Here is a 14,173-nt window from a genome sequence, read left to right as displayed (position 1 = left end):
CTCAGGAAGTGTTTTGATCGATTCCTAGCCTACTCCGCGAGAGCGCACGCGAAGTGCACTCCGGGTCGGGTCGAACACATTTTCTTTGCGTGCAGCCCTAGGGACGGGGCGAATCGGCCCGGATTCGGCTCGATCGGGTAGAAAAAAAGGGCAGGGACACCATCGAAGAGATGATGTCCCTGCCCTCAGCAGTGCACAGAGCGTCAGCGGTTAGTGGAACGAATCTCCACAGGCGCAGCTGCCGCCGGCGTTGGGGTTGTCGATGGTGAAGCCCTGCTTCTCAATCGTGTCCTCGAAGTTGATCGAGGCTCCATCGAGATAGGGAACACTCATTTTGTCGACGACGACCTCGACCCCGTCGAAATCAACGAGCGCATCGCCCTCGAGCACGCGTTCGTCGAAGTAGAGCTGGTAGATCAGGCCGGAGCAACCGCCGGGCTGGACGGCCACGCGCAGGCGGAGGTCTTCGCGCCCTTCCTGAGTCAACAGGCTACGAACCTTGAGCGCGGCCGTGTCGGTGAGTCCGACGCCATGCGCAGCGGCTGGGACGTGGGCGGTGTCAGCAGTGCTGACTGTTTCGGTCATGGTGTCGGTCATGCTTCTCCTCGGTTCACGCAGTCACACACAGTGCGTTCTCATAGATTGCGATGTCATAAAGCCTACCCTCGACAACCATTAAGTCGACGGGCGCATTCCCACGTTGTCACAATTTCTTTGATTGTCGATCGCGGACATGGTGTCTGCTCAGTGGCCGGTGCGTTCGTTCAGGCTACCCAGCAGGAAGGCCTCGCTGAGCACGGCGCGTTTGAAGACGCCGAGGTGCAGGGACTCATTCGGGCTGTGGGCCCGCGAATCCGGGTCTTCGACTCCGGTCACCAGAATCTGCGCAGCCGGAAAGACCCGCACCAGATCGGCGATAAACGGGATCGAGCCACCGACGCCGATGTCGACGGGCGGAACACCCCAGCCATCCGTCATGGCGGAACGAGCCTCGGTCACGGCCCATCCACTGGTATCGACGAGGAAGGGCTCGCCGGTATCCACATCGTCGATCTCAACAATCGCGCCGAACGGCGCGTTCTCCCGAAGGTGCGTTTCGATTGCCGCAGCGGCTTGCACGGCGGACTGGCCGGGGGCGATCCGCGTGCTGAGCCGAACCGTCACCGCCGGGGTGAGTGTATTGGAGGCGTTGTCGACGGTTGGTGCGTCGATTCCCGTCACGGTGAGAGCCGGCTGCGACCAGATTCGGCTCAGGATAGAGCCGTGGCCGATCGGGCTGACGCCGGGCAGGAGGCCGGTTTCCGCCCGCAGCTGATCCTCAGAATAGTCCGGGGTGGGAACGTCAATGCTGGTCAGGCCGGCGACGGCTACCGAACCGTCTTGGTTATAGAGGGTGGAGAGCAGCTTGATGGTAGCGAGCATGGCATCGGGGACTGCTCCGCCGAACATGCCGGAGTGTGAGGCATGCGCGAGGGTGCGCACCGTCAACCGTAGGGTGACATTGCCGCGAAGGGCCGTGGTGATGGCGGGTGTGTTGATGTCCCAGTTGTTTGAATCAGCCACGACGATCACGTCGCCGCGCAGGGCCTCGCGGTTCTCGTCGAGGAAGGTGGCGAAGGAGCGGCTGCCGAATTCTTCCTCGCCCTCGATAAACAGTGCTATCCCCAGATCGAAGTCGGGACCGACAGCCGCAACCAGAGCGCGGATAGACGCGATGTGGGCCATAACGCCGGCCTTGTCATCGGCAGCGCCGCGGCCATAGAGCCGATCGCCGCGCACGGTCGGCGTGAACGGGTCGGATTCCCAGTCCTCGTCCTTGCCGGGTGGTTGTACGTCGTGGTGGGCATACAGCAGGACGGTCGGGCGGCCGTTGCGGGCCGGACGCGAGGCCAGGATCGCGGGCTGGCCCAATTCGGTGCCGCCGCCACTGCTGGCCGGCCCAATGCCCGCCTGCACGATCTCGACCGTCTCGAACACGTCGAGGCCCCGGACCAGAGCGGCTACGGCATCGGCGCTGGCCGCGACCTGCGCAGGATCGAACGCTGCCCAGGACACAGAAGGAATGCGCACCAGCGCGCACAGGTCAGCGATCGTGGTGGGAAGGCCCAATTCGACGGCGTCGCGGAGGGCACCCCGGGTCTGTGAATTGGCAGTCAAGTCGGTGGCCGAGTCGGGTGCCTGGCCGTTGGAATGAGAATTTGTCTGTGGGTTACCAGTCATACGGGTAATCTTAAGGCACCCAATTGCAAGGATTTGATGTGGCCAAGCCCCCCGTAAACCCCGACGCCCAGCCGTCGATCGAAAGTTCCGACGAGACCGCAGCGCGCCTCGGTGTCACGCCTAACGCGGGCAAGGGTCAGGCGACCCCCACTCGTAAGAAGCAGGAAGCGGCCAACAAACGCCCGTTGGTTCCCGATGACCGCAAGCTGGCCGCTAAGCAGGCACGCGCCAAGTCGACCGCTGCGCGCGACGTGGCCAGGGTCGGCATGGCCGCCGGCATAGACAAGTACTTGCCGCTGCGTGAACGCGGCTTGCAGAAGCGCTATGCCCGTGACTACGTGGATGCCCGCTTCAACGTTGGCGAGCTGATGATTCCAGTCATGTTCCTGGTTATCCTGCTCACAACAGTTCCCAGCGTTGCCAACGTGTCTCTGATTGCGCTCTGGGCTTTTTTCATTTTCGCGGTCATCGACTGCGTCGTTCTCGGATTCGTGCTCACCAAGAAGATCGAGGCCAAGTTCGGAACTGACAAGGCCGAACGCATCCGCTGGTATGCGGCCATGCGTGCGCTGCAGCTGCGGCCGATGCGTCTGCCCAAGCCGCAGGTCAAGCGCCGCCAGTACCCGGTCTAACCGGTCAGGTTCCAGCGGGCGGTTTTGGCGGATTATCGCGCGAAAGCGCCCGCGCGGATCAGTGGCACACGCACTTCCTCATCGGTGAGGGAGCCGTGCTGCCCGATCATGCCGCGGGCTCTCTGGTCGGTTGGTCGGGAATCGTAGTAGGCGACCGACTTACGGGCGGCGACGAGCACATCGCCGATACGCGGGAGAACCTCGGCGGCAACGCGCCCGTACAGGCCCGCCGAGACGGCTTCGGCGCGGGTATATACCCAGGCGCGATCCCCCTGGGACGCACGCCAGGCATCCGCCAGTGTGTCAGCGGTCACCGTGGACTGCTGCGGATCGAGGTAGAGCTGTACGCAGCGCGGGTCCCCCGCGACGTGGCGCACGCCGGCCACGAGGGTGGGCTCGGTGTCGAACAGTACATGTCGTGTGCTCGGTACGTCGATTACACCGTGATCGGCGGTGAGTAACAGGCCCTCGTCGGAGCGCAGCATCGCCGCGAAGCGGGTCACTTCGGAATCGAGGTTTTCGAGCTGGGCCAGCCACCGATCGGACTCCCAGCCGTGGGCGTGCGCTGCCACGTCGAGTTCGGCCACATACAGGTAGATCAGCGCGGTCGGGTTGTCGTTCAGGATGCTGCGCGCGGCGGCGAATCGATCGGCCACCCTGTCGGCGGGAACGTACTGGGCGCCGCGCAGCACAGCCTGGGTGAAGCCGGAGTCTACGAACCGCTTGGGGCCGATGGCGAAGCTCGGTACATTTATATCGGTGGCCAGGTCGAACACGGTGCGGGCCCGCTGCCACGTGGCCGGTTGCATACCGTCGTCCCAGCCGGTGAGCTGGTTGACCACGCGGTCGTTGGCCTGGTCGAGAACCTGATAGCCGACCAGACCGTGCTGGCCCGGTTCCACGCCGGTGGTGAGCGACGCGATTCCCGCGGCCGTCGTGGCGGGGAAGACACCGTCGATGATGCTCGATTTGTTAAGCCGGGACGACAGGAATCGGGCGTGCCCGGCGCGTGCTCGAAGAGAGCTGACGCCGAGCCCATCCGCCAGAATCACGATCGCTTTGCGCACCGGGGGCAAGTCCAGCGCATTCGGCCGGTCGCAGACGGCACTGAGGGAACTGGCGAGAACATCGGCAAGGCGCAGGGCACTGAATTGGCGGGCCGGTAGCATGGTGGGCATCGGGTCTCATTCTTTCACAGGGATGAACCCGGGCCCTCCAGCGCTCCCGAGAGCGCTTCCTACGTAGTGCAGTGGTGACCGTTTAATCGGTTTCCGCCGCACGCTTGAAGCAGAAGTTTTTAATGAGCCGCTCAGACAGCACCCCACCAGCCGCCAGCACAGCCAGCACCGAACGCATCGAAGACGTCGATGTGTCGGCGGAGATGCAGGGGTCGTTCCTCGAATACGCGTACTCGGTGATCTACTCCCGGGCTCTGCCCGACGCCAGGGACGGCCTTAAACCGGTGCAACGGCGCATCCTGTACCAGATGAGCGAAATGGGGTTGCGCCCCGACAGGGGTCACGTGAAGAGCGCTCGCGTAGTCGGTGAAGTGATGGGCAAGCTCCACCCGCACGGCGATACGGCAATCTATGACGCTCTCGTGCGCATGGCACAGTCGTTTTCACTGCGCGTTCCACTCATCGACGGGCACGGCAACTTCGGTTCCCTCGATGACGGGCCGGCCGCTCCTCGCTACACCGAAGCCCGCCTCGCGGCCCCAGCGTTGGCGATGACTGAGAATCTCGACGAAGACGTCGTCGATTTCGTGCCGAACTACGACAACCAGCTCACCCAGCCCGACGTACTTCCGGCCGCCTATCCCAACCTGCTCGTCAACGGCACCAGCGGCATCGCCGTTGGTATGGCGACGAACATGGCCCCACACAACCTGATCGAGGTCGTTGGGGCGGCCAGACACCTGCTGGCCCACCCGAACGCGACCCTCGACGACGTTATGGAATTCGTGCCGGGGCCCGACCTTCCGACCGGCGGAACCATTGTTGGCCTGGCCGGGATCAAGGATGCGTACAGCACCGGCCGGGGCAGTTTCAAGACCCGCGCCCGCGTCTCGGTCGAGGCGATCAGTGCCCGCAAGACTGGACTCGTCGTGACCGAACTCCCCTATCTGGTCGGACCGGAGAAAGTGATCGAAAAGATCAAGGACGGCGTCAACTCCAAGAAGCTCAGCGGAATCTCCGACGTCACCGACCTCACTGACCGCAAGAAGGGACTGCGGCTGGTCATTGGAATCAAGACCGGCTTCAGCCCCGACGCCGTGCTCGAGCAGCTCTATCGGTACACGCCGCTGGAAGATTCCTTCAATATCAACGCTGTCGCCCTGGTCAACGGCGCCCCGCAGACCCTGGGGTTGCTCGAACTGCTGCACGTCTACGTGAACCACCGCATCGAGGTCGTCACCAGGCGCTCTGCGTACCGGCTGGCCCGGCGGAAGGAGCGCTTGCACCTCGTGCTCGGCCTGCTCGTCGCGATTCTCGACATTGACGAGGTCATCCAAGTCATTCGTGCGAGCGACGACACCGAACAGGCTCGTGCCAAGTTGATCGATGTGTTCGACCTCAGCCAGATCCAGGCTGAGTACATTCTTGAACTGCGGTTGCGGCGCTTGACCAAGTTTTCCCGAATTGAACTCGAAGCTGAGCGCGACCAGTTGCTCGCGGAGATTGCGAAACTCGAGAAGTTACTGTCGTCGAAAGCGGCCATTCGTACGCTTGTTTCGGAGGAACTCGGCGCTGTCGCTGAAAAGTTTGGTACTCCGCGCCGCACGGTACTGACCGAGGCCAAGCCGAGTATCGCTGGCCTGTCGGCGGCTGCCGCCAAACGCCAGGCCGCGGTGCTTGAGGTGCAGGACATTCCCACTCGGGTGTTCTTAAGCGTGACCGGGCGCATCGCCCGCGTCGATCTGGTCGCGGTCGACGACGCCGTGCCTCCTCGGATCCAGCCGCCGCAGCGCCGCAGCAAGCACGATGCCGTGCTGTCGACGCTCGACACAACGAGCCGCACGGAGGTGGGTGCGGTGACCAACCGGGGCCGGCTCATCCGCTTCTCCCCCGTCGACCTACCGGTGATGCCGCCGACGTCCATTCAGTTAGCGGCCGGTGTGCGGATCAGCGAGTATCTCGTGCTGCCCGACAAAAAGGAACACGTGCTGGCCATCGTCTCGCTCGACTCTGATCGGGCAATCGCGCTCGGCACGCGACAAGGGGTTGTCAAGCGGGTCACTCCCGGCGACTGGGCCAACAAACCTGACTTCGAGATCATCGCACTCAAGCCGAAGGACGAGGTGGTCGGTGCCGTGCAGGGCGCCGAGGACGACGACCTCGTTTTCATCTCGTCGGATGCGCAGCTGCTGCGGTTCAACGCGTCGGGTGTGCGCCCACAGGGCCGAGCGGCCGGAGGCATGGCCGGCATCAAACTTTCGCCGGGCGAAACCGTCGTGTTCTTTTCCAGCCTGTCGACTGAAGACGTCAGCACGGCCGTCGTGGCCACGGTGGCATCGAGCAGTCAGACGTTGCCGGGTACCGATCCCGGCAGCGCGAAGCAGAGCGACTTCTCGGAATATCCGGCCAAGGGACGCGCCACCGGGGGCGTGCGCGCCCAACGCTTCCTCAAGGGTGAGGACACCCTCGCAGTGGCCTGGGTCGGCCGCTCCCCCGCCCGCGCCGTTGCCCCGGACGGCACTCCGCGCACCCTGCCGGATTCCGGCTCTCGCCGCGACGCCTCCGGAGTCATGCTCGACGCCATGATTGGAGCCATCGGCGCCGAGATCTAGCCGATGTCGTGGCCATGGGGACTGGCTAGACGTCGATGCGGTCCCGTGAGAGCTTGTCGGAGCTGTCGATGATGAACTCTTTACGCGGAGCAACGTCGTTGCCCATCAGCAGTTCGAACACCTTGCCGGCGGACTCGGCATCGGCCACGCGCACCCGCCGCAGCGTGCGGTGGGCGCGTTCCATGGTCGTGGTCGCAAGTTGGTCAGCATCCATCTCACCAAGGCCCTTATAGCGCTGGATCGGGTCTTGATAGCGCCGGTTCTTCTTCTCGAGCGCGCTGAGGACCCCGTGCAGTTCGGTCTCCGAGTAGGTGTAGATGGTCTCGTTGGGTTTGCTGCCGGGGTTCATCACGACGACTCGGTGCAACGGCGGTACGGCGGCGAACACGCGGCCCTCGGTGATCATCGGACGCATGTAGCGGAAGAACAGCGTGAGGAGCAGGGTACGAATATGGGCGCCGTCGACGTCGGCGTCGCTCATGATGATGACCTTGCCGTAGCGGGCCGCCGATAGGTCGAAGCTGCGCCCTGAGCCGGCGCCGATGACCTGGATAATCGAGGCGCACTCCGTGTTGGAGAGCATGTCGGCAACGGATGCCTTCTGCACGTTCAGGATCTTGCCCCGAATCGGCAACAGCGCTTGATGCTCGCTGTCGCGGGCCAGCTTGGCGGTGCCGAGGGCCGAGTCGCCTTCAACGATAAAGAGCTCACTCGTGGACACGTCGTTGCTGCGGCAGTCGACCAGCTTCGCCGGCAGGGAAGAACTTTCGAGGGCGTTCTTGCGCCGTTGGGTCTCCTTGTGGGCCCTGGCGGAGATGCGCGACTTCATCTCGGCGACGATCTTGTCGAGCAGGAGCGCCGACTGGGTCTTGTCATCGCGTTTCGGGGAGGCATACCGCTCAGCCATGGCCTTGGCGACCACGTTGGCGACGATTGCCCGAACCGCCGGCGTACCGAGCACTTCCTTCGTCTGCCCCTCGAACTGCGGTTCGGGCAAACGCACCGTGAGTACGGCGGTGAGGCCCGCCATCACGTCGTCTTTGTCGAGCTTGTCACTGCCGACCTTCAGCCGTCGGGCGTTCAGTTCGACCTGACCGCGCAAAAATTTGAGCAGACCGGCATCGAAGCCGGCCTGGTGGGTTCCGCCCTTTGGCGTGGCAATAATGTTGACGAAGCTCTGCAGGATCGTGTCGTAGCCGGTCCCCCAGCGCAGGGCGATATCCACCTGGCAGTCGCGAACGAGCTCGGTGGGCACCATGGCACCCTTGTCGGTGAGCACTGGCACGGTTTCGCTGAAGGTTCCGCTGCCGGTCAGCCGCCAGGTGTCGGTGATTGGGGCATCCGTTGCGAGGTGCTCGACAAATTCGGAGATACCGCCGTCGAACTGGAACAGGCTGATCACGGGCTCATCGGTGCGCCGGTCGGCGACCTCGATCGCGAGACCGGGTACAAGAAATGCGGTCTGACGGGCACGACCCAGTACCTCGTCGGTCTGGAACGTGGCGCCCTTGGTGAAGATCTGACGGTCGGCCCAATAGCGGATGCGGGTTCCCGTGACCCCGCGCTTGACCTTTCCAATCACCCGCAGTTCGCTCTGGTTCTCAAACGGAGTGAACGGGGCATCGGGGCTCTTCTCCCCCGAGTCGGCAAACAGGCCCGGTTCGCCCCGGTGAAAGGACATGGCCCAGGTTTTGCCGTCGCGGTCGACTTCGACATCGAGACGTTCGGACAGAGCATTGACGACGGATGCTCCCACGCCGTGCAGACCACCGGACGCCGCGTACGACCCGCTGCCGAACTTTCCACCGGCATGCAGTTTCGTGAACACGACTTCAACTCCGGTCAGTCCGGTCTTGGGCTCGATATCGACCGGGATTCCCCGGGCGGTGTCGCGCACCTCGACGCTGTGGTCCGAGTGCAGCTCGATGTTGATGCTGGCACCGTGTCCGCCCAGGGCCTCATCGACGGAGTTGTCGATGATCTCCCACAGGCAGTGCATCAATCCGCGCGAGTCGGTGGAACCGATGTACATGCCGGGGCGTTTGCGCACTGCCTCGAGTCCCTCAAGGACTGACAGGTGGCGCGCGGAATAGTCAGAGCTCACAACATCTAAGAATACCGGCCCCGACCGGCAATCTTTCGCGCGGAGCCGGCTGGCCCTGACTCGCCACTGACCACAACACGTCTACGCGGTGAGCGAAATACGGGGCAATCACCTCGTCATAGGTCCCTAGGCGTGTTTACATTAGTGAAGAGGATTCATGCATTCAATCTGGAGGAGGAGAAAATGTCCCAGATCGCCACCGAAAATGGTGCCGTAGCCAACCAGGGTGCCCCCCACCAGCTCACCGCAGCCGACCGCTGCGACGCTTGCGGTGCCCAGGCTTACATTCGTGTCGTCGTGAAGAACAGCGAATTGCTGTTCTGTGCACACCATGGCCGGAAGCACCAGGAGAAGCTCGCGGCCATCGCTGAAAGCTGGCACGACGAATCGAGCCGACTGCTCGAAGATCAGCGTTCCTAGCGACTCAGTGATTTCAGAACGGACGCCGCGCAGGCGGCTGGCTTCGGCCGGCGGCCCGCGCGGCTTTCTCGTTGTTAAGCGTCTTTAAGGCCGCTATTCCGCTAACTGCCCAAGCCGCACGGCCACTTGATTGCGTGCCGCCCGCGCGGTCTCATCGACGGATTCTGACCTTGCTCCCCGTGAATAGTCGAGTCCGGATCGGGTGAAGGCTGCCTGCAGCAGGTGGTCGGCCAGGGCAGGGTTGCGCGCGAGCACCGGTCCATGCAGGTGGGTACAAAACACCTCGCCCATGGTCAGCCCCTCGATCTGCGGTCCGCTCCCCCGAGCATCCGCGTTGCCGGTGCCGTAGATCACCCGTCCGAGCGGGCTGGCTTCGGCGCCGACATAGTCGCGGGCATGGTTTTCGAACCCGATCAACCGCCCGTACTTCGATGCGACAATGATGTCATCGGTTGCGCGTGCAGCGCGCGGCACGGCGTGGCCGGCCACGAGCCCGAGTCCCTCCAGCACAGAACCATCGGCGAGCTCGATGCCCCAGCTCAGCAATTCCCACCCGGTTCCGACGGCCAGGATGGGCACACCCGAGTTGGACCAGACGCGCAGTTCTTCGACCAACGTACGCAGTGCGTCCCTGGCCGGCACGAGGTCAGCATCCGTTCCTGAACCGATCGACACTGCGTCCACGTGTTCGGGCAGGTCAGCGCGAGAATGCACCTCGACCACGAGCGCGTCGTGGCCGCTCCACCGAATGCGCTGCGCGAGCACTCTGGCATTGCCGGCGTCGCCATTCGTGTTGAGCAGGCGCGGCAGCAGCGAGACGACCGTGAACGGCCGGTCAGACGAAGTGGCGGTCATACCGGGTCCTCAGAGTTGGAGACGAGGCCGAGGTGCGCGCGCGTGCGCCGCATTCCGTCGGCGGAAAAAATAATGGTTTTCACCCCGGATGCGGGATCGGGCAGCGCCAGGAACGCGTCGAGGGCAGTCGGTACATCCGGTTCGATGCGGTCAACGGCAACGTCGTCATAGGCCAGCTGCAGGCCGATCTCGTGCGCCTTGAGTCCGGAGGCAATGAGCACGTGGCCGAGCCCGGAAGTGTTCACCGGCCAGAAATACGACGGGTCCCGAACATCTGAGCCGATGATCACCAGAATCTGCTCTGTGCCCGGTTCGAGACTGTCGACATTGAGCTGAAAGCTCGACGGGTTTTGCACCAGAACGAACTCGATGGTTTTGCCACCAACGGTCACCACTTCGCCACGTCCGAACACGGCCGGCATAGCCGACAACGCCGCACAGGCCATCGCCGGAACGAAGCGGTCGCCGAGGGTCGCGCTGGCCGTGCTCAACGCGGTCAGCGCGTCGACGGCATAGTGGATGCCGCGGGCCGGCAAGCGGATGCCGTGAACGCCCGTTGCAAACTGAACGTCGGCGTCTCGGCCGACCACCCGAGTGAGCTGCAGTCCGCTTCCGGCCGGCAGGCGGGTCGGTGCGGTGTCGGCATAACCGAGTCCACGAGGATACTGAGCGAGGACCTCGGCGGTGACGCCGTAGCGGGACACCGCAACGTCAGGTTCGAGCGCAGAGCCGAGGTCGGCCAGGTACCGGTCATCGGCATTGAGCACGACCGAATCTGTCGCCCGAGCGGCAATTTTCGCCAGAAGGGCAGCGACCATTTCGGAGTCGTGGAACCGATCGATCTGGTCGACCATGACGTTGGTCAGGGCAACGACTCGCGGAGTCAGCGAGCCGGCAATGAACGCTCCGTGTCCCTCATCCATTTCAAGCACGGCGACATCGTCGGCGATCGTACCAGCGAGACTGACCTGTTCCAGAAGAGCACTGGTCAGACCCTGGCTGATGTTGGCCGTCGACTGGTTGGTGAACACGGAGAGGCCGTGGGCGCGAAGAATAGCGACGAGCATCTTGGTCGTCGTCGATTTGCCGCTTGACCCGGTCACGATAACGAGACCGAGCGGAAACCCGTTCAGCGTTGCGGCCAGAAAGCCAGGGGCGATCCGGTTGACGACGACTCCGGGGATGGCAGAGCCACCGCCCGGTTTGCGCCATCTCGCCAGCACACGAACGGCCCGACCGACCAGAATCGCGGGGGCGTACCGAAGGGAACTCACGAACCGCACTGCATACCCAGGGCGGGACCTGCCACTATCACGTTTACTCGAGGTAGTCGCGTAGGGACTGCGACCGGGACGGGTGACGAAGCTTCGCCATCGTTTTGGACTCGATCTGGCGAATGCGCTCGCGCGTCACCCCGAAGGTGTCACCGATCTGGTCGAGGGTCTTCGGCATTCCGTCACCGAGGCCGAAGCGCATACGGATCACCCCGGCTTCGCGCTCGGAGAGCGAGTCGAGCAGGCTCTCGAGCTGCTTTTGCAGCATCGTGAAGCCCACGGCATCCGCTGGAACGACGGCTTCGGTATCCTCGATGAGGTCACCGAATTCGCTGTCGCCGTCTTCGCCGAGCGGAGTGTGGAGGGAGATCGGTTCGCGTCCATACTTCTGAACTTCGACGACCTTTTCGGGCGTCATATCGAGTTCGCGACTGAGCTCTTCCGGAGTGGGTTCGCGACCGAGGTCCTGCAGCATCTGGCGCTGAACGCGGGCGAGCTTGTTGATGACCTCGACCATGTGCACGGGGATTCGAATCGTGCGGGCCTGGTCGGCCATGGCCCGGGTGATGGCTTGCCGAATCCACCAGGTGGCGTAAGTGCTGAACTTGAAGCCCTTGGTGTAGTCGAACTTCTCGACGGCACGAATAAGGCCGAGGTTGCCTTCCTGGATCAGGTCGAGGAACTGCATGCCGCGACCGGTATACCGCTTGGCGAGTGACACGACGAGACGCAGGTTGGCGCCGAGGAGGTGACTCTTGGCCCTGGCGCCGTCTTTGGCGACCCACTGAAGCTCACGACCCAGCGCGTTCTTCTTCTCAACGTCGGTCATCTCCGACAACTTATCTTCGGCGAACAGGCCGGCTTCGATGCGCATCGCCAGCTCGACCTCTTCGGCGGCGTTCAGCAGGGCGACCTTACCGATCTGCTTGAGATAGTCCTTAACCGGGTCGGCCGTGGCGCCCGTGATGGCGCTGGAGTAGACCGGAACCTCGTCGTCGTCGTCGACGAGCGAGAGCACGAGAGCCCCGCTGGGGAGCGGTTCGGTCGACGCGGAACGCTTGGTGCTGTCCTCGTCTGACTCGTCGTCGTCGGCTTCTGGACCGCCCTCGACGTCGGCTTCGTCGTCTTTCTTGACGACCTTCGCCTTCGTCGCGCGCTTCTTTGGGGCCGGTTTTTCGGTAGCCAGGTCAGCAGCTGCAGACTTCTTCGTCGCGGCGGCTTCGGCGGCGGCGGCCTTTGCGGCGGCGGCCTTAGTGACGGTCTTCTTGACCGGCGGGACTACCGGAGTCGTGACAGACTCATCGGTCACCTCAGTCTTGACGGTGGTTGCCATTCGAACACCTCTCATGCGGAGTCGTACCTGCTTCTGGGAACCTCAAGGGAGCCAGAAGCGTTTTTGGGCAGAACTTGGACCCATGTCAAGTCCCGGGATACCCATTCCGAAATGAATTCGGAATGCCCCGGACCAGAACGGGTCCTGTAAGTAATTATTGCACGGTTTGTCTGGACGACAAGCCACGACGCATACTACAATCGTCAACTACGCCGTTTCCAGGCGCGTGATAGTGCAACCCAGATAGGTGCGACTTCTATTCCTTCGTCGCGGGAAAGCTGGCGCCTGGTACGCCGGCGGGCTTGCACCAGAAAACCGATGCCGAGTCCAACGACGAGGTACTGCACCGCGAAGGCCACCCGAAATGCATCGAGCGCATACAGGTCACTCGCCGCTCCCCCGGCGACACGCCATCCGTTTTGAAGGTCGAGCAGTAACCCGATGAGATACATCATGACGAAGCTCGCGGTGAAGCCTCCGACGTTGACGACTCCGTTGGCCGAACCAAGGCTTCGCTGTGGATTGAAGGTGCGCGCGAAGTCGAAGCCGATCAGCGATCCCGGCCCGCCGATTCCGAGAACGACGAGCAACAGCACGATCGTCCAGAGTGGTGGAACACCGGGCCAGAGCAGCACGATCGCCCAGGCGACACCGATACCGGTCACGATGGCGAGAACGATGTTGCTGCGGCGCAGCGGGTAGCGCGCCGTCAGCAGGCCCAGGATCGGACCGAAAACCAGGCCGGCACCGACCAGTACCGTGAGCATTCCGGCCGCGAAAGTCGGTTCGTAACCCAGTCCGAAGACCATGAACGGGTAGCCCCAGAGCAGGGTGAAGACGGTACCGGAGGACTGGCTCACGTAGTGAGACCAAAATCCGAGTTGGGTGCCCGGGCGCCGAAAACTGTGCCGCAGCTGGGTCAGCGCCATGCCGAGGCTGTTGGCATGCACGTGCTCGGTGACGTTCTTCGGTCGGTCCTGCACGAAAATGATGACCACGATCAGGGCGATAACCGCCACGGAGGCCGCCGAGAGGAAGGCCGCCATCCAGCCGCTCCTGTGTAGCAACCAAGCCAGGGGCACCGCGGAGAGCACCTGGCCGAGTTGGCCGATGTTACCCATCCACTGACTCAATAGGGGAACGATGCGACCGCTGAACCAGGAGCTGATGAGGCGGATCATCGAGATGAATATGGTCGCATCACCCGCGCCGACGAGAATGCGGCCGATGATGGCGACCGAGATATCCGGGGCCAGGGCTAGGGTGATCTGACCGGTGACCATGAGCGCGGTTCCCGTGATCATGAGCACTCGCGGACCGTACCGGTCGATCAATACCCCGACCGGAATCTGCGCGGCGGCGTACACGATGAGTTGTACGACGGCCAGACTCGAGAGAATAGCGGCCGAGCCACCGAATTTTTCCGTGGCGGCCACCCCGGCGATTCCCATTGACGTGCGCTGAAGCACGGCCGACAGGTAGGCGAACGACCCGACGATAAAGATCAGGGTGGATCGAGACGAGTTCACTGGATCTAACCTATCG

Annotated in this window: 11 protein-coding genes; 3 read left to right on the top strand and 8 right to left on the bottom strand. The window is 63.3% G+C overall.

The features are described from left to right. Positions 1 to 210 precede the first annotated feature (210 nt). Both E3T39_RS13345 and E3T39_RS13340 read right to left on the bottom strand, forming a co-directional pair. A complete protein-coding gene (locus tag E3T39_RS13345; protein WP_134516127.1) occupies positions 211 to 597 on the bottom strand; it encodes a HesB/IscA family protein in 387 nt (128 codons plus the stop codon). 147 nt (positions 598 to 744) lie between these two features. Further along, complete coding sequence (locus E3T39_RS13340; RefSeq protein ID WP_134516125.1) at positions 745 to 2,220, bottom strand: dipeptidase; 1,476 nt, start codon at positions 2,218 to 2,220, stop codon at positions 745 to 747. Between the two features lie 38 nt (positions 2,221 to 2,258). Here E3T39_RS13340 and E3T39_RS13335 point away from each other — a divergent pair, with 38 nt between their 5' ends. Further along, positions 2,259 to 2,852, top strand: coding sequence for a DUF3043 domain-containing protein (locus E3T39_RS13335; protein ID WP_134516123.1), 594 nt, complete (start codon positions 2,259 to 2,261; stop codon positions 2,850 to 2,852). Positions 2,853 to 2,884: 32 nt separating this feature from the next. Here the strand turns inward: E3T39_RS13335 and E3T39_RS13330 are convergent, their stop codons facing one another. Then, on the bottom strand, positions 2,885 to 4,030 hold the full coding sequence (locus tag E3T39_RS13330; RefSeq protein ID WP_241979704.1) for an alkaline phosphatase family protein: 1,146 nt from the start codon (positions 4,028 to 4,030) through the stop codon (positions 2,885 to 2,887). Positions 4,031 to 4,152: 122 nt separating this feature from the next. On the opposite strand from E3T39_RS13330, the gene E3T39_RS13325 reads away from it, so the two are divergent. Beyond that, entirely contained in the window at positions 4,153 to 6,642 is a 2,490-nt protein-coding gene (locus E3T39_RS13325; RefSeq protein WP_134516121.1) for a DNA gyrase/topoisomerase IV subunit A, read from the top strand. 25 nt (positions 6,643 to 6,667) lie between these two features. Here the strand turns inward: E3T39_RS13325 and E3T39_RS13320 are convergent, their stop codons facing one another. Then, positions 6,668 to 8,746, bottom strand: coding sequence for a DNA gyrase/topoisomerase IV subunit B (locus tag E3T39_RS13320; protein ID WP_134516119.1), 2,079 nt, complete (start codon positions 8,744 to 8,746; stop codon positions 6,668 to 6,670). A 183-nt stretch (positions 8,747 to 8,929) separates the two neighbouring features. On the opposite strand from E3T39_RS13320, the gene E3T39_RS13315 reads away from it, so the two are divergent. Next, positions 8,930 to 9,166 (top strand): DUF7455 domain-containing protein, encoded by a 237-nt coding sequence (locus tag E3T39_RS13315; RefSeq protein ID WP_134516117.1) that lies wholly within the window; start codon positions 8,930 to 8,932, stop codon positions 9,164 to 9,166. 93 nt (positions 9,167 to 9,259) lie between these two features. On the opposite strand, the gene E3T39_RS13310 is transcribed toward E3T39_RS13315, so the two are convergent. From E3T39_RS13310 to E3T39_RS13295, 4 genes are all read right to left on the bottom strand, one after another. Then, a complete protein-coding gene (locus E3T39_RS13310; RefSeq protein ID WP_134516115.1) occupies positions 9,260 to 10,021 on the bottom strand; it encodes a type 1 glutamine amidotransferase in 762 nt (253 codons plus the stop codon). Further along, positions 10,018 to 11,295 (bottom strand): Mur ligase family protein, encoded by a 1,278-nt coding sequence (locus E3T39_RS13305; RefSeq protein WP_134516113.1) that lies wholly within the window; start codon positions 11,293 to 11,295, stop codon positions 10,018 to 10,020. Before E3T39_RS13305 ends, E3T39_RS13310 begins: the two co-directional genes overlap by 4 nt. A 43-nt stretch (positions 11,296 to 11,338) precedes the next feature. Continuing rightward, a complete protein-coding gene (locus tag E3T39_RS13300; RefSeq protein WP_134516111.1) occupies positions 11,339 to 12,628 on the bottom strand; it encodes an RNA polymerase sigma factor in 1,290 nt (429 codons plus the stop codon). 203 nt (positions 12,629 to 12,831) lie between these two features. Beyond that, on the bottom strand, positions 12,832 to 14,157 hold the full coding sequence (locus E3T39_RS13295) for an MFS transporter (protein ID WP_134516109.1): 1,326 nt from the start codon (positions 14,155 to 14,157) through the stop codon (positions 12,832 to 12,834). Positions 14,158 to 14,173: the final 16 nt, after the last annotated feature.

The organism is Cryobacterium suzukii (genome assembly GCF_004403185.1).
GTDB lineage: Bacteria > Actinomycetota > Actinomycetes > Actinomycetales > Microbacteriaceae > Cryobacterium > Cryobacterium suzukii.
The sequence above is the reverse complement of the archived record's forward strand: the minus strand, read 5'-3'. Positions and strand labels throughout refer to the sequence as shown.